17 protein-coding genes are annotated in these 18,515 nt (G+C 59.7%); 3 read left to right on the forward strand and 14 right to left on the reverse strand.

Annotation, left to right across the window (positions count from 1 at the left end):
• Positions 1 to 74 precede the first annotated feature (74 nt).
• From Q8N00_05200 to Q8N00_05215, 4 genes are all read right to left on the reverse strand, one after another.
• Entirely contained in the window at positions 75 to 3,203 is a 3,129-nt protein-coding gene (locus tag Q8N00_05200; GenBank protein MDP2382181.1) for an efflux RND transporter permease subunit, read from the reverse strand.
• 32 nt (positions 3,204 to 3,235) lie between these two features.
• A complete protein-coding gene (locus Q8N00_05205; protein MDP2382182.1) occupies positions 3,236 to 4,363 on the reverse strand; it encodes an efflux RND transporter periplasmic adaptor subunit in 1,128 nt (375 codons plus the stop codon).
• 279 nt (positions 4,364 to 4,642) lie between these two features.
• A complete protein-coding gene (locus Q8N00_05210; protein MDP2382183.1) occupies positions 4,643 to 7,183 on the reverse strand; it encodes a sigma 54-interacting transcriptional regulator in 2,541 nt (846 codons plus the stop codon).
• Positions 7,184 to 7,301: 118 nt separating this feature from the next.
• The gene (locus Q8N00_05215; protein MDP2382184.1) at positions 7,302 to 7,811 is read right to left on the reverse strand and encodes a VOC family protein; all 510 of its coding nucleotides are present in this window, start codon (positions 7,809 to 7,811) and stop codon (positions 7,302 to 7,304) included.
• 177 nt (positions 7,812 to 7,988) lie between these two features.
• Here Q8N00_05215 and Q8N00_05220 point away from each other — a divergent pair, with 177 nt between their 5' ends.
• A complete protein-coding gene (locus tag Q8N00_05220) occupies positions 7,989 to 8,153 on the forward strand; it encodes a hypothetical protein (protein ID MDP2382185.1) in 165 nt (54 codons plus the stop codon).
• Positions 8,154 to 8,233: 80 nt separating this feature from the next.
• On the opposite strand, the gene Q8N00_05225 is transcribed toward Q8N00_05220, so the two are convergent.
• The 7 genes from Q8N00_05225 to Q8N00_05255 all read right to left on the reverse strand — a co-directional run bounded on the left by Q8N00_05225 (position 8,234) and on the right by Q8N00_05255 (position 12,698).
• Positions 8,234 to 8,530: a MoaD/ThiS family protein gene (locus tag Q8N00_05225; GenBank protein ID MDP2382186.1), complete on the reverse strand. Its 297-nt coding sequence runs from the start codon at positions 8,528 to 8,530 to the stop codon at positions 8,234 to 8,236.
• Positions 8,527 to 9,711, reverse strand: coding sequence for an exo-alpha-sialidase (locus Q8N00_05230; protein ID MDP2382187.1), 1,185 nt, complete (start codon positions 9,709 to 9,711; stop codon positions 8,527 to 8,529). Before Q8N00_05230 ends, Q8N00_05225 begins: the two co-directional genes overlap by 4 nt.
• 62 nt (positions 9,712 to 9,773) lie before the next feature.
• A complete protein-coding gene (locus Q8N00_05235) occupies positions 9,774 to 10,148 on the reverse strand; it encodes a YciI family protein (GenBank protein ID MDP2382188.1) in 375 nt (124 codons plus the stop codon).
• A gap of 36 nt (positions 10,149 to 10,184) precedes the next feature.
• A complete protein-coding gene (locus Q8N00_05240; GenBank protein MDP2382189.1) occupies positions 10,185 to 10,541 on the reverse strand; it encodes a YciI family protein in 357 nt (118 codons plus the stop codon).
• 44 nt (positions 10,542 to 10,585) lie between these two features.
• A complete protein-coding gene (locus Q8N00_05245) occupies positions 10,586 to 10,999 on the reverse strand; it encodes a VOC family protein (GenBank protein ID MDP2382190.1) in 414 nt (137 codons plus the stop codon).
• Positions 11,000 to 11,136: 137 nt separating this feature from the next.
• The gene (locus tag Q8N00_05250; GenBank protein MDP2382191.1) at positions 11,137 to 12,405 is read right to left on the reverse strand and encodes an RNA polymerase sigma factor; all 1,269 of its coding nucleotides are present in this window, start codon (positions 12,403 to 12,405) and stop codon (positions 11,137 to 11,139) included.
• Between the two features lie 26 nt (positions 12,406 to 12,431).
• Positions 12,432 to 12,698 carry a hypothetical protein gene (locus tag Q8N00_05255; protein ID MDP2382192.1) on the reverse strand — a complete coding sequence of 89 codons (267 nt, stop codon included), beginning with the start codon at positions 12,696 to 12,698 and terminating at the stop codon, positions 12,432 to 12,434.
• A 415-nt stretch (positions 12,699 to 13,113) separates the two neighbouring features.
• Between Q8N00_05255 and Q8N00_05260 the strand changes: the two genes are divergently transcribed.
• Positions 13,114 to 13,551, forward strand: a complete 438-nt coding sequence (locus Q8N00_05260) for a hypothetical protein (GenBank protein ID MDP2382193.1) — start codon at positions 13,114 to 13,116, stop codon at positions 13,549 to 13,551.
• 58 nt (positions 13,552 to 13,609) lie between these two features.
• On the opposite strand, the gene Q8N00_05265 is transcribed toward Q8N00_05260, so the two are convergent.
• From Q8N00_05265 to Q8N00_05275, 3 genes are all read right to left on the reverse strand, one after another.
• Positions 13,610 to 14,362, reverse strand: a complete 753-nt coding sequence (locus Q8N00_05265) for a hypothetical protein (GenBank protein ID MDP2382194.1) — start codon at positions 14,360 to 14,362, stop codon at positions 13,610 to 13,612.
• A gap of 206 nt (positions 14,363 to 14,568) precedes the next feature.
• A complete protein-coding gene (locus Q8N00_05270; protein MDP2382195.1) occupies positions 14,569 to 16,074 on the reverse strand; it encodes an FAD-binding oxidoreductase in 1,506 nt (501 codons plus the stop codon).
• Position 16,075: 1 nt separating this feature from the next.
• Positions 16,076 to 17,128, reverse strand: a complete 1,053-nt coding sequence (locus Q8N00_05275) for a class I SAM-dependent methyltransferase (GenBank protein MDP2382196.1) — start codon at positions 17,126 to 17,128, stop codon at positions 16,076 to 16,078.
• Between the two features lie 308 nt (positions 17,129 to 17,436).
• Between Q8N00_05275 and Q8N00_05280 the strand changes: the two genes are divergently transcribed.
• Positions 17,437 to 18,450 (forward strand): methyltransferase, encoded by a 1,014-nt coding sequence (locus Q8N00_05280; GenBank protein ID MDP2382197.1) that lies wholly within the window; start codon positions 17,437 to 17,439, stop codon positions 18,448 to 18,450.
• The last annotated feature ends 65 nt before the right edge of the window (positions 18,451 to 18,515 follow it).

Raw genomic sequence — 18,515 nt, forward strand, 5'->3', positions numbered from 1 at the left:
CCTTCTTGTGACGCGGCCCCCCCGCACCTCGACACGTGAGACATGGCGCCTGGCCGGTGGCTCTCACAGGATCATCACTGGGATAGAACGGGAACTGCTCTTCCAGTGGCCTCATTCCTCTCACCCCTTGCACCCACGAGCAGCAATTCTTCTTCCTCTACCGCTTCGTGAGTCGGACTAGGTTGATGCTGAGCCGCAATGAGCGAGTAAAACACCGGGACGACGAACAGGGTGAACAGGGTGCCCACGGTCATGCCTGTGACCAGGACCATCCCGATACTGTTTCTGGCTGCCGCGCCTGGTCCTGACGCCAGCACCAGGGGGAGGTGCCCGAAGACCGTGGCGGCCGAGGTCATCAACACCGGTCGCAGCCTCGTGAGCGAGGCCTCTCGCAATGCCGCTGTTTTGGAGAGCCCGCGGGCTTGGAGCGTATTGGCAAACTCCACGATCAGGATTCCGTTCTTCGCGATCAGGCCCACCAGTGTGATCAATCCGACCTGGGAATAGATGTTGATCGTGGTCAGGTCCAGGAAGCTGAACAGCAGGGCGCCGGAAATGGCGAGCGGAACGGATCCCAGCAAGACGATCAGCGGGTCACGGAAGCTCTGGAACTGCGCTGCCAGGACCAGATAGATGAGCACGATCGCGAACCCGAGCGTGACGGTCAGGGCCGACCCCTCGTGGCGGATCTGTCTCGACTCTCCCGCATAGTCGAGGACGACAGGGGGACTGCCCGTTGTCGCGGCGGCCGCCTCAAGGACGCGCAGCCCCTCCTCTTTGGTGATGCCCGGCTTGACGCCTCCGAAGACCCGGACGGCGTTGCGCTGTTGGAAGCGATTCAACGTACGCGGGGCGGTGCTCGACTCGATGTGGGTGAAGGTCGAGACCGGCACGAGTTGTCCTCCGGGTGTCTTGATCTTCAAATCGAGCAGTGGGCTGACGGTGGAGCGATTCTCGTCGCCGATTTGCGGAATGACCTTGTAACTGCGGTCGAAGTAGTTGAAGCGATTGACGTAGGCGCCCCCGAGCATCGTGCCGAGTTCCTGACCGACGCCGGCCAGATCCAGCCCGAGATCGGCGAGACGCTCGCGATCGAGGATGACGCGCGCCTCGGGCAAGTCGATATTCAAATCGGTATCGACGTACAGGAACTTGCCGCTCCGCCATCCCGCATCGAGCACCGCGGCCGTGGTCTCGAGCATCTGGCCGATTGGCACATCGCTCTGCAGGACCAACTCGACGTCGTACTGGCCGGGGGTCGGCAACGGGGGGTCGAGACGCGGAAAAACGCGCAGACCGGGCACCTGGGAGACCGCGCCGAAGACTTCCCCGTACATCTCTTCTGTCGAACGGGTCCGTTCGCGCCAGTCCTTCGCGACCAATCCACCGAAGCCGCCCCAAGCGGTCGTCAGGGACCAGGCGAACCGGGCCTCGGGGAACGCCGTTAAGGTCTTCACCGCTTTCAGCGACTCCCGATTGGTCGCGTCCAGCGTCGAGTCCGGAGACGCTTCGAGAAAGAGGCTGATGTGGCTCTGGTCCTCGACCGGCGCGAGTTCCTGCCGTGAGAACAGATACAGGGGCCAGGCCGATACCATGATGAGCAATGCCGCCACCACGATCCCCCAGCGCATCTGTAAGGCCTCGTCGAGCCCTCGCGCGTAGGCGCGCCGGACGACCTCGAACGCGCGGTTGACCAGCGCCGTCAGCCGACCTTCTTTTCCCTGAGGATGGACAAAATACGCACTCATCATCGGCGAGAGCGTGACCGCGACGATGCCGGACAGGACCACAGCCGCTGCGAGTGTGATGGCAAACTCAAGGAACAACGAGCCGGTCAGTCCCCCCTGAAATCCGATCGGGGCATAGACCGCCGCCAGGGTAATCGTCATGGCGATAATCGGGCCGAGCAGTTCGCGCGCCCCGAGCAACGCCGCTTCGGTTCGTGATTTCCCCAGACGGACGTGCCGCTCGACGTTTTCGACGACGACAATGGCATCGTCCACCACCAGGCCCACCGACAGGACGATCGCCAGGAGTGTCAGGAGATTGAGACTGAACCCGAATGCGACCATGAAGATCGCCGCGCCGATGAGCGACACCGGCATGGCGACGAGAGGGACCAGCGCGGTCCGCACCGATCCCATGAAGAGGAATACCACCACGGCGACGATCGCGATCGTTTCGGCGAGCGTCTTGGCGATTTCTTTCAGCGCATTCTCCATGAACATCGTCCCGTTCCAGACAAGTTGCATGTCGATGTCCTGCGGCAATGTCGGCCGGATGCGCTCCATCTCATCGCGCAGCCGGTGTGCGACCTCGATCTCGTTCGAGCCGATCAGCGGCCAGACCCCAAGATAGACCCCTTCCTTGTCGTTGTACTTCGCGATCATGTCGGCTTCTTCGGCGCCGAGCTCGATCCGTGCCACGTCGCTCAGTCGGATGATGGCCCCGTCGCGATCGGCGATGATCAGGTTCTCAAATTCGGTGACGGAGCGGAGATCGGTGTTGGCGAGCAGGTTGACCTGCACGAGGTTTCCTTTGGTTCGGCCGACCGCCGCCAGGTAGTTATTACGCCTGAGTGCCGCCTGGACATCGCCGGGCGAGAGGTTGACCGTGGCGAGGCGATCAGGATCGATCCAGACGCGCATCGCGATCTGACGTCCGCCCTCGATCGTCACACGCTGGACGCCGGCCAGCGTGGCGAGTTGCGGCTGCAGGGTACGCAGCAACCAATCCGTCACCGCCGGCACGGTGCGCTCGGTGGACGTGAAGCTGAGGTAGAACGACGCATAGGGACGATCCGCACGTTGCACATCGATCACCGGGGGCTCCGCTTCCTGAGGCAGCTCCGCCCGCACCTGTTGCAGCCGAGCCGTGACTTCGGCCAGCGCTGCCGTGCTGCTGTGGTTCAATTTGAGATGGACCGTGACGGTGCTGATGCCGGCCCGGCTGGTCGACTCCACGTAGTCGACCCCGCCGATTGCAGAGACCACCCGCTCGATCGGCGTGGTCAGGAAGCCACGGACGGTCTCGGCTGCGGCGCCGTAGTACAGGGTGGTGATGACGACCGCCGCGCTTTCAATTTTCGGATACTGCTGGACCGGCAGGGTGGTCAGGGCCCGCCACCCCACCAGTACGATGGCCAGATTGACGACGATCGCCAGGACAGGGTGTTTGATAAACATGTCGGTGAATGAGCGCATGCGAATATCCTTGTCTAATCTTCCGGATGTCATCAGCGGCTGCTGAGCAACCGGGTATGGGCGGCATCGCCGCCCTGTTCCCCGGCGATCTCGACCAGCACTCCGTCGCGGAGTTTGAACGATCCTGAGGTCGCGACCAGTTCGCCGCTGGCCAGCCCTGCATGGATGACGGTCTCATCGCCGAGCATCGCGCCGCTCTCGACCTGCCGCACCTGCGCACGGGTTTTGCCATCCTTGCCCGGTGCGATCACGAACACTTGGTCGCCGCTTGGGCCCTTGCGCAGTGCGCTGACGGGGACTGCAATCGCCTTGCGCGGCGGACCGACCGGAACCTGGACCCGCACCGAGGCTCCCGGGGACGGCGGCCGAGCCAGTCCCTTGATGTTGGCCCGCACCATGGCATTGCGAGTCGTCGGATCGATGCGCGCATCGAGCGCGAGGATCGTGGCCACGATCGGGGACGACTGGTTCGCGAGGAACACGTCGACAGGGTCGCCTTCCTGCAGAGTGAGGGCGACTTGTTGCGCGACGGTGAAGTCCACATGGACCGCGTCGTCGATACCCTGCAGGGTCGTGAGTTGGGTCCCTTCAAGGAGGTACTGTCCGGGATGCACGTCTGCGATACCCACCTGCGCTTTGAACGGGGCACGAATGGTCTTGCGGGCGATGATCGCTTTGGTCCGCGCGATCTGGGCCAACGCGACCTCGAGGTCTGCTCCTGCACGATCTACCTCTTCCTGGGTCGTCGCCTGGTCTTGATTCAAATTGTGCCTGCGAGCGAAGACCGACTTCGCAAGCCTCGCCTGCGCCTCTTGGGCCCTGAGATCGGCTTCTTCGACGGATACGTCGAGCGCGATCAGCACCGTCCCTGCCTCGACAATCTGGCCGGGTACGAGCGTGACGTGGTGGACCGTGCCGGGAAGCTCGTTCCGCACGGTGATCGATCGCAGAGCCAGGACCGTTCCGATCGAGGTGGTGGTTGGGCGGTGTTCTACCGCTTTCGCCTCGGCAACCATCACCGACTCTGTCGGTTCAGGCTGGCTGGCAGAGGCTGCATGACCGGCTTGGATGGACTCGTATTTCCATGCGCCCAAGCCCAGGCCGAGGGCGGTGAGGACGATGAGCAACAGCAATGACCCGACCCAGCCACGACGATTCATCTGTGACGCCCCCCTGCTATCTGATTCTGACGAAGCCTCTCTGGAGTTCCTGCTCTGTGTAAACATGCGACGATACTTCAGCAATGACCGTTCCAGGCAGGAGTCGGGCCGGTGAAGGCAGGCTAACTATTGAATGACATGGAAAATTGTTATGAAGTTGAAGATGGTGACGAGGCAGGGGGAAAACTGTGATGCCGAAGTATTCGTGCCAGCAGGTCGGCATGTGCCGGAATGTCGGCACATGATGTAGGGGAAACAACGTATCGTGAACGAACGGAGCTAGGAAGGGCGGGCGATCCCGAGTTTCTGCATTTTGGATTGGAGCGTGGTCCGCTTCACCCCGAGCTTCGCAGCAGCGCCGGTAGGACCGCCGATCGTCCAGTTCGAGTCGCGCAGCGCCTTGAGAATATGTTCGCGCTCGGCTTGCTCGAGGGTCGAGCGATTGGACGGTCCAGCCGGACCGGCCGCCCGTTTCAACTCTGTCACCGGCACGAACAGGTCCTGTCCCTTCGTCAGAATCACGGCTCGCTCGACGAAATTCTCGAGTTCCCGTACATTGCCCGGCCACGGATAATTTTGTAACGCTTTCATGGCCTCTGCCGGAATCGTCTCGATGCGTTTCTTCATTCGCTGGGCGAATTTCTGGGTGAAGTGTCTGACGAGCAACGGGATATCCTCCACGCGTTCGCGCAGGGGAGGGGCCGTCATGGGAAACACCTTGAGCCGGTAGTACAAGTCGCCGCGAAACTTCTGCTCCCCCACCATCTGCTCGAGGTCGCGATTGGTCGCGGCGATCACGCGGACATTGACACGGATCGTTCGGCTGCTTCCCAGGCGTTCGAACTCCTGTTCCTGCAGGACCCGGAGTAACTTGACTTGAAGTTCCAATGGAATGTCGCCCACTTCGTCGAGGAAGATCGTTCCTCGGTCGGCTAATTCGAATCGGCCGATCTTCGTGGCGATGGCTCCGGTGAACGCGCCCTTTTCGTGACCAAAGAGTTCGCTCTCGAGCAAACCGGTTGGAATCGCAGCGCAGTTGAGCTTGACGAAGGTGCGATCCTTCCGGTCACTCAGCGCGTGCAGCGCGCGAGCAACCAGTTCTTTTCCGCTCCCTGTTTCGCCGAGGATTAGCACCGTGGAGTCGGTGGACGCCACGGTCCGGACTTGCTTGAGCACGCGCTTGAGCGCATGGCTCTCGCCGACGATTTCCTCGAAGTTATGTTCGGTCTGGATCTCTTCTTCGAGATACAGCTTTTCCTTGGCGAGCGTATCTTTCAGCCGCTCGACTTCCTGGTGCGCCAAGGCGTTTTCCACGGCGATCGCGATCTGATGCGCGACCTGATGCAGGAGTTCGCCTTCGGCTGGTGTAAAATCCTGTTCGTGCAGGCGTGAGACATCCAGTGTTCCGAGCACCTTGTCGTGCGACACGAGGGGAACGGAGCAGAGCGCTTTGACCCCTTGATCCAGCAGCTGCCGGGTCATGTCGGATTCGACGGCCAAGAGTTCCAGATCCCGCCGCCGATAGATCACGGGCTGCCTGGTTGTAAAGGCCCGTTCTGACGGGCACTTACAGTCGGATGAGACCTGGCCTTCCTCAATGAACTCTGCGGCCGTCGTGAAATCCAGCACGTGCGCTCGATAGCGTTGCGTGTCGGGGTCGCACAGGACCAGGGTCGATCCGTCGTGCTGGATGACCGTTCTGAGGCAACCGCTGACGGCCTTGAACAGATCGCTCAGGCTGAGCCGGGAGACGACCGCATTGTTGACCTCCAAGAGGAGACGCTGGCGATCGCGTTCCTGCTCCAATTGCTGTTGCGCCGACCTGGCGCTCTGGGCATGTAGTGCGTTGTCCACGGCAACCGCCACCTGTTTGGCCACCTGGCGCATGAAATTGATATCCGCTTCTTGATAGGCCCTCTTTTGCAGGCTTCCGAAGCCCATGGCCCCCAGGCGCCGTTGTGCCGTTGTGAGAGGAACCACGCAAAAGGATCCCACACCGTTCTCGCGAAACAGCTTCATCAGTCCGGGGAAGCGCCGCTCTTGCTCCACGTCGTCGACCGACAGCGGCTGTTGGGTTTTCCACACCAACCCACCGGGTGATTCGTCCACAGGGGTTTCCAGGCCGGGGCTGATCGTCGTCGGTTGAGATGTCACCAGCAACCAAAGGCGCATCGCGTTCCGTGCAGGCTCATGGAGGACGGCGTTGATGAAATTGAAGGGCACGATGTGCGGGAGCCGCTGCGCGAGATCCTGAAACAGCTCTTCAAGGACGTGATGTGACGCAATGGACTCGGATACCTCAAGGAGAAGGCGCAACCGGTCTCGGTCGCGAGTCAAGGCTTGATGATGGATGACATTGTCTACGGCGACCGCGACCTGATTGCCGACCTGCCGGAGGAATTCAACATCTGCCTCGTCATAGGCGCTTTTCTGGAGGCTTGAAAACCCCAGCGCGCCCAACCGCCGCAACGACGTCGTCAGTGGCACGAAACAACAGGAATTGATACCGTCCTCCTGCATCCGCTGCAGGACCTTCGGCCAGCGTGGTTCTTCGGCGAGATCAGGAACGATGATCGGCTGTTGCGTATGCCAGACCATTCCGGCAGGAGTTTCCTCAACCGGCTCCTCATGGCCGCCCAGCAGATCGGCCGGCACGTTGGCCTGCACCGTGTGTAACTGCATGACGTTGCGCTCTGGATCGTGCAACGACAGGCCGACGAAATTTACGTGCACCACGCGCGGGAGACGTTGAGCAAGGTCGCGACATAAGTCGCGCAGGTCCTGGTGGGCAGAGATCGATTCCGCAACTCCCAGAAGCATGTGGTACTTCTCTGCCAGACTGTCGCAGGGCGATAGGGATTGCCGGTTCATAGGCGCACAGTATGATCCATACTCTTGTCACGACTCAAGATGACTCACCTGGGAGACGGCCGGTCGTTCATGCTCCGTCCGCATGGCGACCTGAGTGCCCCTCGTAGGCTTGCTTGAGCTTGTTGATGTCGGGTTTGGTCATCTGGAGCACGGCCTTCATGACGCGTTCAGATTTCGCGGCATCCTTGTCTCGCAACATGTCTTCCCACACCGGGGAGACGATTTGCCACGACAGACCATATTGATCCTTCAGCCAGCCACAGGGTCCTTGTTCTCCGCCTTGGGAGAGCTTGTCCCACATCTCGTCGATCGCTTCCTGCGTTTCGCACTTCACCATCATCGAGACGGCCTCAGTAAACTTGAAGATGGGGCCGCCGTTTAAGGCCACGAACTCCTGCCCTTCGATCTCAAACGTCACGGTCATCACCGATCCTGTTGGTCTTCCGGAGACCTCCGCGCCTGCCTCTCCATAGCGAGTCATTGCGGTGACTTTCGAATTTTTAAAAATCGAAACATAAAAGTTCGCCGCCTCTTCGGCCTTGTCGTCGAACCACAAACAGGGAGTGATTCTCTGCATAGTCTGGTCCTCCGATTCGAAATAACTCGCTTCTACTTCTTCGTCGAACGGGAGGGGTCGAAATCGACAGCGCCGCAACTTCCTATGATCTCTTGGCACGTCAGTTCGGACTCCACGTTCGGGTTCGGTGTAATGGACTCGTCGTGTCGAGGTGGGAGATGCCCTGGTTCAAGCCTGTTGGGATCATCTATCGGCCCCTGTCTCTCGCCGGATGGGCCGCTCACGCTGTTCGCCACCGGCTTTTGCATTCAGGTCTTTTTGCGCATCGACAGCCGATCTCACTCCGTATCGGACATGCTCTACGGCGTGTTTTCCTATTGGCTGCTCACGCTGCTCGCGTGAGCTCTGGATTGCCGGACGGACTAGCGGCTGCACAGCGCGTGAATTGCTCTCTGCAATCGGCGGTCGATTCATTGCCTGTGTTATCCGCCGGCCATGGCTCCCACGATCAGTAGCGGTTCTGTTCCCGTTGCAACCGTATCCGGCAAAGGCGAGTCGGGCGGCTGGTGCGACAGATCGCGCTCGCAGGCGAAGAAGCGGATGAACGGCCTTCGCCGTCGCGTCGCGTGGTCGCGGATCGTGCCGCGCAACATCGGATAGCGGGCTTCCAATGTATCGAGCACCGCCTCCACCGTCGCCGGACCAGTGATGTCCAGCGTGACCTCACCATTCACGCGCGCCAACGTCCGTAAATGTGCCGGCAGCACGACTCGAATCATGGCAGCGTTTGGGCCTCGACGGATAAAACAGGGGGTAAGTCTCTTACGATCGGCGTCCAACGGTCCCCGCCATCGGCAGACCCATAGACCTGCCCGCCGGTCGTGCCGAAGTACAGACCGCAGGGATCGAGCTGATCGACGGCCATCGCATCGCGCAGGATGTTGACGTAGCAATCCTGCTGCGGCAGTCCCTTCGTCAGCGCCTCCCATTCGTTCCCACCGGTTCGACTGCGGTACACGCGCAGTTTTCCATCCGGCGGATAATGCTCGGAATCGCTCTTGATCGGCACGACGTAGACGGTGTTCGGCTCATGGGCATGCACGGCGATCGGAAATCCGAAATCACTCGGCAAGTTGCCGCTGATTTTCTGCCACGAGTCTCCGCCGTTGTCGCTGCGCAGCACGTCCCAATGTTTTTGCATGAACAACACGTTCGGGCGGGCGGGGTGCATCGTAATACAGTGCACGCAGTGACCGACTTCGGCATCCGGGTCGGGCAGTTCATACTTCGAGTGCAACCCGTTGTTGGTCGGCTTCCAAGTCTTGCCGGCATCGTTGCTCCGAAAGGCGCCGGCGGCTGAAATGGCGACGAACATCCGATCCTGGTTGGCCTTGTCTAGCACAATGGTGTGTAGGCACATTCCGCCGGCGCCAGGTTGCCAGAGCTGGCCCTTCGCGCTCCGCAGTCCCGCCAGTTCCTGCCACGTCTTGCCTGCGTCCGTCGACTTGAATAGCGCCGCATCTTCCGCGCCGGCATAGACTGTATCCAGGTCGGTCAGCGACGGTTCGAGGTGCCAGACCCGCTTGAACTCCCAGGGGCGCTGCGAGCCGTCGTAATGCTGGTGCGTCGTGAGGGGCTTGCCGGTTTTCTCCGAGGCGTCATAGAGGAACATGTTGCTCTCGCCCTTTGGCATGCCGTCCGCCCCCATGAGATCTTCCGGCTTGGTGCCGGGTGGGTTCCAGGTCTTGCCCCCGTCGTCCGACCGCTGGATGATCTGACCGAACCAACTGCTGGTTTGCGAGGCATAGATGCGATTTGGATCGACCGGCGATCCCTTGAGATGGTACAGCTCCCAGCCGCCGAAGTGCGGACCATCGACGGTCCACTGTTTCCGCTTCCCGTCCGACGCCAAGATGAACGCGCCTTTTTTCGTTCCAACCAATAACCGTATGCTGCTCATTCTTTACTCCTTTCCCGTTTATGCGTCGCTGGTGTTGTGTGGCGTATCTTCATGCTCAGCACTCAGCACATTTCGGTGTCAGGCAGTCCCGTGATCTCGATCAACGGGCGCACTTCGACGGTGCCGATCCGTGCGCCCGGAACGCGGACCGCAATACTGACGGCCTCGTTCAGATTTTGTGCATTCACCAGGAAGTAGCCGGCAATCTGCTCGCGAGTTTCGATAAAGGGCCCATCCGTCACGACCGGTTTGCCTTCGCGCACCCTTACAATGACGGCTGTGTCGGCCGAATGGAGCGGCGAAGCATGGACATATTGCTCTGCGGCATGAAGCTGATGTGTGAGCGCAATGGATTCGGCGAGCAGCTGCTGTCGCTTCTCCTGTTCGATCGTATTGAACGCCTCTTCGTCATGATGCACGATCAACATGAATTTCATGGTGCCATTCCCTGTACGAACACGGATGAACGCCGGTTAAGCACAACCGCCTTCTTTGATCGGCCGTACCTCGATGCTCCCGTACTGGGCTGCGGGAAACTTCGAGGCGATCCGTACGGCGTCGTTCAGGTCTCTGACATCGATCAGGAGATACCCGCCCAGTTGTTCCTTCGTCTCGGCGAAGGGTCCATCGGTCGTTGAGACTTTCCCTCCGCGCACCCGCACCGTCGTCGCGGTCTCCACCGGGTGGAGTGGTGAGGCCGCGATGAATTGGCCATTTTGTTGCAGTTCGTCACAGTAGGCCATGGACTCGTTCGAGAGCACAATCCGCTCACTTTGCGGCATGGCGTGGAGTGTGGTTTCTTCGAGGTAGATTAAGCATAGGTATTTCATGGCAGGCTCCTGATGAGTGATGTGTGAAATCTCTCTTTCAGCCGTCAGGCTGCTTTTTCGTTCGGCTCCCAGAGTGCGAAGACGTTATGTTCCGTGTCCTCACAGATCGCAAAGTAACCCATGTGCGGCACGGCAGTTTTTGATTTGCAGACAGACCCGCCGAGTTTTGTGACCTTGGTTAGGGCCTTGCCAATCGATGGGACCGTCACATAGACCGTGATGGATTGCCCAGGATGCATCCGGGGCAAGAGTCCACCGTCCGGCGAAGCATCTTTTCCGCCGGTGTCGATGTGCCAATAGTCGGCAACGGCTGTCGACAACTCTGCGAATTTCCACCCGAACAACGAGCGATAAAATGTCTTCGCCCGTCCGAGATCATCGGCGGGAACGTCGAACCAGCAGATGCTGGCCACTGGCCGGGATGGTGTCACCTTCCGTTTCTGAATACGTTTCGCCATGGCATCCTCCAACATCGGTACGTCTTGCTGTCATGAGATAGTCGTTGGGAACTCTGAATATCGACATCAGCCGTCCACCTTCGAGGTGGGACGAGTTATTTCTGCTTGATCAATGACTTATGAATGGGGGCGGTGAATCACGAGCCGGTCGAGCCCGGTAGCTCGTTCAGCCGTTTCTCCAAAAACCGCCGTTCCGGTTCCTGCTGCGTCAGGCTCAGGGCTCGCTGGTAAGAGGTGCGGGCCTCGTTCGTCCGTCCTAGCCGCCGGCAGAGATCCGCCCGCGCGGCATGTGCCAAGTGATAGGTGTCCAGATCTCCTGTCTTCAAGATGGTATCGATCAGGTCCAAACCGGCTGACGGACCGTCTCGCATGGCGACGGCGACGGCGCTATTCAGCTCGATCACCGGTGAAGGACAGGCCTGAAGCAGCAAGCCATAGAGCGCGACGATCTGGGCCCAATCCGTAGCCAGGGCGGCGGGCGCTTGCGTATGCACCGCAGCAATCGCTCCCTGGATGGTATAGGGGCCGACCTGACCCTGGGACATGGCCTGTCTGACGAGCGCGACTCCTTCCATGATCTGGTCTCGATTCCACAGAGCGCGATCTTGATCCTCTAATAAAATGAGTTCGCCGGTTGCGGTGGCGCGCGCGGCCTTCCGGGAGTCCTGCAAGAGCATCAATCCTAGCAATCCCGTCGATTCCGACTGCGGGAGCAAGGTATTCAGCAGTCGGCCTAAGCGAATCGCTTCCCCACAGAGATCGTGCCGCGTCACGGCTTCACCGAATGAGGCCGAGTATCCTTCGTTGAAGACGAGGTAGACCACGCGGAGCACGGCGTCCCATCGGTCCGGCAGTTCTTTCTCGGATGGTACCTCATAGGGAATGCGCGCGTCGCGGATCTTGGCCTTGGCCCGCACGATCCGCTGCGCGACGGTGGCCGGTTTTGTCAGGAATGCCCGCGCGATCTCTTCAGTCGTGAGACCGCAGACTTCGCGCAGGGTCATGGCGGCCTGGGCTTCAGGCGCGAGGGCGGGATGACAACATGTGAAGATCAATCGGAGCCGGTCGTCCTCGAGGTGTTCGTCCTCCTGCTGTTCGGTCTCAATTGTGGCTGTGGGTTCCGTTTCCTTTGCCAATTCTGCCACAGACGCATCATGCCGGGCGCGACGGCGCATCCCGTCGATGGCTTTGAAACGTCCAGTCGAAACGAGCCAAGCTCTCGGATTGGCCGGCACACCGTCTCGCGCCCATTGCTCGACCGCCACGGCAAAGGCTTCGTGCAAGGCCTCTTCGGCAGCGTCGAAGTCGCCAAGCAGGCGTATCAGCGTCGCGAGCACCTGTCGCGACTCAGCGCGATAGATCGTCTCCACCACTGTCCTCGTCCGACTGGAGGCCTCGTCGCTCATCGGTTGGGGTATCTCTCCAAGAAAAGTCAGTCGAGGATCGACAACGCGGTCTTCGCGGTCTGTCTCGCCACGTCGGCCGGCGTGCCGGCTTTGATCATGACGATGGTCCCTTGCATCATCGTGACCAGGACCCGGGCCAACGCGCGCGGGTCTTTGTGTTTCGCAAGTTCCCCTTCGTGCTTCGCGCGTGAAAGCAGCCGAAAGAAGCCCTCTTCCACTATCTGCAACCGTCTCGACATTTTCAGGGCGATGTCTTTCTCATGTGGACCCAGTTTTACCAGCGTGTTGGTCATTATTCCACCTTGGCGTAATGGATCGGAGAGGCCGAATTCCAGCATGGCGCCGATGAACTGGCGGATGAGAGGAAGTGCCAGGCCCGCTGGCTCAAGATGGAGAGCCTGCTGCCGATGTCGCTACTGGAGCAATAGAGGTCCATGGCTTTCAAGAACAGTGCGCGGTTGTCGCCGAAGGTGGCGTAGAGGCTACCGCGATTGAGGCCCGCCGCATTGAGCAGACACTAATCGATGCGTGAAGATCGTGCCATGCCGTTGTCAGTACGAGGCCTACGTAGTTCTAGGGAACCCTTTTGTTTTCTATACAATCGCGCTCGCGGTGTAATACAACGTCACAGTTGCCGAATGCCGACAATCCGGATGGGAGAATGCCGGGCAGGGGCGATGTCATTCGTTGTCTAGGTGGAGTTTGCGCATGAAGCAGATCTTGGAATATCTACGGTCGTACGGGAAATCGTTACTGGGGAAGGCAGGCGTGCCTGCAGTCGAGCACGCGATGCATGATGTCTCGTGGCAGGGCAGACCTGCTCTTCGGGTTGAGCGCCGGCGGGAAGTTCGACATGCGAGAATCAGTCCCTGTACCTATGGCTTGATGCGTTCGGTGGATCGCGATGGTGTGATACTCGAAGAGGGGTATGGCACGGCAGTGAGCCTCAGCCCGACCGGACTGCGGCTCCTGCTCGGCGTCGCTCCGTCCACAGGGCAGCTTCTGGAAATCCAAACCGGTAACTCAGCGATCAAGAATGCAGTCTGTCTGGCAGAAGTCTGTTGGACGAAACCCCTGAGGCAAGAGTCGCAGGGTGCGCTCTACCTCGTCGGCTGTCGTGTGAGCTTCGGCAGTACGCATGCGTGAGGCAGCTCATGCCCTGTGTGGCTAGCCATCTTCTTTCCTTCAGCCTGCTCCCGGCCTCCTAAAAATCGTATAGATGATCGAACTGCACCCCTTCCTTCTCCAGGCTTGGTAGGGTCTCATGCAGTTGTCCCAGCGGAACGAGCAACGCGACACGTTTGTGTGCAGGTTGCGTGAGGATCGTCCATTCGCAGACCCACGTTCCCCGGTGAAGCAGATCCCGCCAGTCCTTCGGTGCGATGATGGTCATGAGGATAGACTCATTGCCCGCGACTTCGACCAGCCGGACGTTGTGAGCGAGAAGATCTCGCACGGCCTGTCCGAAGGGTTCGTATCGAGGCAGTGACAGGAGCGTCGAGCGCCCGCCAAGGTTCTGGAGTATACGAATGCTGGGACCGATGCCACCGATATCCTGAGATCCTTGTTGTGCCCAGGCTTGAATCTCCAGCGCTTCGGGATCGTAGCTTGCTTGTGTGCCTTGTTTGATTGCCAAGCTCCAGGCGGATTTGAAGAGCAGTTCCACCGTGAACTCGACGCGCCGTTCCCATCGGCGCAGGACAGGCTCTTCCCCTGCTTCTTTCAAGCGCCACAATTCGGAGAGCTTCGTCCAGAACGGATACTCGTACCAGGGTGTCGCATGGATGAAGCTGGAGTAATCCCGGGCGACCTCTTGGATGAAGCGATCCTCCGCCGTTCGTGCAGCCCAGGTTCCCTCCGTTGCCATCCAGGCCGTCATGGCCCCGACCGTCGACTCATAGAGGCCCTTGACGGCATATTCAGCGGTATAACTGACGCCGACGACGCCGATCATCACGTGATACCCCCAGTTGAAGGTCGGCGCCTGCCAGGTTTCGTGGAGGATCTGGCGATAGAGACACCAGAACTGGCGGATGCTCGTGAAGTAGGGAAATTCGCTGGGTGGGCGGGCTTGAACAAAGGCCGCGAACTCATCGGCGCTATAGACGATGTACCATTCCGGCAGGGTGAGGAAGGTTTGGTCGGCGCGACGGGCGTAATGCGTCAGGGTTTGAAGTTTTTTTTTACATCTCGATCGGACGTCTCAGTGGTTGACGGCGTCGGTAACAGCGTTTGCGATATGCCAGACGGGTGGTAATACCTATCCCATAATTTATTCCGGAACCGGTTGTCCGGATCGAGTTGCTGTTTCAGCAGGAACCATTCCTTCGCGTGCGGGTAGGCCTGCTGAAATTGCTCGTCGGTGCCATGGAGCTGATAGGGCAGATAGTAGGTCCCGCCCACCGATAGCACCGCATCAATCAGTTCGCGCGTCCAAATGCCGACGGTCGTTTTCTCGTGCGGCGCGGTGCCCTGCTTGTAATAGACCACGAAGGCAAACACTTCTTCTCGAGCCCAGGCCATGAGCGAGCCGCGATCCGGCACGGCATGGCGGATCGAGACGTTCATGATGTTGGCATGGTAACGCGTGAAGATCTCCGCCATTTTCGGCATGAATTCGTCGAACCGATGGACCGGGACGAAATATTCTTGCAGGACATAGGTCGAGGTGTCCCGCGATCGTGGTTCGAGCTGATGCACGTCGTAACTGGCTTCATAATTCCGCCAGACGACGGCTTCGCCGCGCAGCCGCAGCGGATCGATCACATATTCCCGAAACTGTTTGCCGAACGGAATCTCCGATAGCCAGTAGTAGGAGAGCTGATCGAACCAGTAATGGCTTTGGATCGGCATCAACCGCTCCTCCACCGTAACTGGCTTGTCCGTAGCCGACCAGGTAATCGAGAGCACCTCGTCGTAGGCCGGTGGGTAGATGTCGCCATTATGAAAGATGGCGGTTTTGGAAGGCTTAATGGTTTTGAAGAAGAAATCTTTGTAGGCCGTGACCGGCATGGCTTGGACGCTGCGCTCCACTTTGAGATTATCCGCCAGCTCCAGGGTCGCCTCCACAATGACTCCCAGCCCTCCGTATCCGCCGATGCAGCCGAAGAACAGCTCGGGCCGTTCGGTCGGGCTCGCCTCCACCAATTGGCCATCTGCAAGGACGACCTTGAGGGCCTTCACAGAACCGATCAGCGGGCCCTGCCCCACGTATCGGCCATGAACGTTCACACTCAAGGAGCCGCCGACGGTAAAGTTCGAGTAGGACTGCATGATCGTGAGCGACAGATTCTTGTGGTCGATGGTTTCTTGAATGGCGCGCCAGGTGATGCCTGCCTCTACCGTAATTGTCTTGGTCTCGGGCGAGAAGGCCACGATCCGGTTGAGGCTTCGCATATCCAGGTGCAGCGTCCGTTCCGAGGCCGTTTGTCCGCCCATGCTGAAGTGCCCTCCGCCGATGGAGATGGGCCCTCGATGGGTCCGCACCAGCTCTCGCACCGCATCCACAGTCTTGGGCACCACGACTTCATCGACCAACACCGGATTAATTTGTGTGACATCGTTGACGATCGCCGGGCCGGCCAGGGCGGGAAGGGCCCAGCCGGTGAGGAGCGCAAAGGCAAGGGCAAGGGCAAGGGGAGCGAACATCAGCAGTCGTACGATTATCATGCTAGAGGGCTCGCGAGGGTGGTTTCACAAACACCATCAATGTATTGTCGGTTGGATCGTGGGCTTGCAGCAGCCGTGTGGCAGACTTCTCGAACCCGGCAGCGCCAAGCGCTGCCTCTAGCTGCGGCACCGACGTAAAGTTTCTTATTTGTGCGACATTGTCGGCCCAGGAAATATTCAGGCCCGCATTGAAGACATCATGTGCCAATGCCACGAACGCTTCCATCTCAGGACTGGCCACGTTGTGATCTCGGACGACCAGACGCCCTCCCGGCTTCAATACCTGCCATGCCGCTTGAATGAATCGCGCGCGCTTGTCCGTTGGTGCATGATGAAATCCGATGAAGTTCGTCACGAGGTCGACGCTTTCCGCAGGGATCGACGGGCCGTCGAACGGCTCGTAGTTTCCCATGGGCACATAGGTGCCGATGGGGGTGAGTTGTCCGCGTTCGGCGATGTCGCTGGGGGAGTAACTCGGTGCGAGATCGTTCACCACATACATCGGGCCGTCGATCGGGATCAGGGCGCGGATGCCGTTGGCGTAACGTCCGGTCGTTCCGATCTCCACGTAGCCGGAGAGCGTTCGCGTGGTGCCGAGCAATTCCACCGTCTGGCGGGCCATCTCCGTTTTCTGTTTATGCAAGGCGGGTAGGCCATAGGTGGCTTCCGACAAGAAGGGCTTGATGGCTGAGAGTCGCTGTTGGAGCGTCGTGTAGATGAGCTGGTCGGAGCCGGACTCGTTGGTCAGGTCGATGATCAATTGGTGGAACCGGTCTTCAGGATAGAGGTGGTACACGTTTTGAAGGAAGAGGAAAAAGCGATCGCGCGCGCGCAGGTCGCCATAGACCGCGCGGAAGTTGGAGCGAGAAGCCGGCGGGGCTGAAGGCGCGGTGTTCATGCCGGCTTCGGCCAGATCCAGCAATTGCCAGAGTGGTGCGAGCGAGGGCGAGCCCTTAGGCGGCCATGTCCAAGAGGGCGAACCGGCAACCGTCGCCAGCGCAGCCAGGGTACATTTGAATGCGGTCCGCCGTGAGATGTGAGGTGAGGTTGCCATAGCCCGCTCCTTTGCGGCGGCACGAAGTACAGTCGCCTGTTGTAGTATAGGCGTTTCGTCGTGCCGCTCAAGAAGAATTCCGTAGTATGCAGACATCTGCGCCCGCAGTGTGACGTCGCAGCCTCTGTTAGAAACCAGCGGTCTGGGATATGATCGCCGCGTCGTTTCCGTGGGCCGCGCTCGTCATGCATGAAGCGAACATGGGAAGATGTCATGCGTGGGAGGCAACAGCTCATCGAACAGATGAAGCAGCCGACGATCTCGACGATATCGCAGGTGGAACGAGTGGATAGGAAAGGAGCGATTCAATGGCCAAAGTTCGACTGACTCCGGCGAACATCATGCAACTCGGGATGGGGTTTTGGGGGTCGAAGACGCTCTTGAGCGCCATCGAGCTGGGTCTTTTCACGGAACTCGGCAAAGGCCCTCTGGACGAGGGGGCGTTGACCAAGCGGCTCCAGCTCCATCCCCGTAGCGCGCGGGATTTCTTCGATGCGCTGGTGGTCCTTGGTATGTTGAAGCGGACCGGGGCGCGCTATGCCAATACGCCGGAAACAGCCAAGTTTCTGGATCGATCGAAACCTTCGTATGCCGGCGGTATGCTGGAAATGTGCAACACACGGCTCTATCCATTCTGGGGTTCGCTGACGGAAGGCCTCCGCACCGGTAAGCCGCAGAACGAGGTGAAGACCGGCGAGGATTTCTTCGGCACCTTGTATGCCGATCCTCAACGGTTGGAGGGGTTCCTCAAGGCCATGACCGGCTTGAGTGTCGGCTCCGCACAGATCATCGCCAAGAAGTTTCCTTGGAAGAAGTACAAGACGTTTATGGATGTCGGTTGCGCTCAAGGCGGCGTCGCGGTTGAGATCGCGCTCGTGCACAAACATCTGACGGGCGGGGGGATGGATTTGCCGGTCGTGCAGCCGGTGTTCGAGGCCTATGCGCGGGAACGGGGTGTTGCGCAGCGGCTGCGCTTTCAGCCCGGTGATTTCTTCAAAGACCCCTTGCCGACATGCGACGTGATCGTGATGGGGCATATCCTCCACGACTGGAATCTGGAGGAGAAGAGGATGCTCCTCCGCAAGGCCTACGAGGCGTTGTCGCCGAAGGGCGCGATCATCGTCCACGAAGCCCTCATCGACGACGCACGGAAACAAAATGCATTTGGACTGCTCATGAGCCTCAATATGCTCATTGAAACCCCTGGTGGATTCGACTTCACCGGCGCAGACTGCCGCAAGTGGATGAAAGACGCAGGGTTCAAGCGGACGCAGGTCGCCAAATTGGCTGGACCGGACGGCATGGTGGTTGGGTACAAATAATCGTCGTCGGGAGAGCGTTCAGACGAGTCGTTCGCGTCGAACCGATGGATGAGACGAGGAGACGT

Source organism: Nitrospirota bacterium, assembly GCA_030684575.1.
Lineage (GTDB): Bacteria > Nitrospirota > Nitrospiria > Nitrospirales > Nitrospiraceae > Palsa-1315.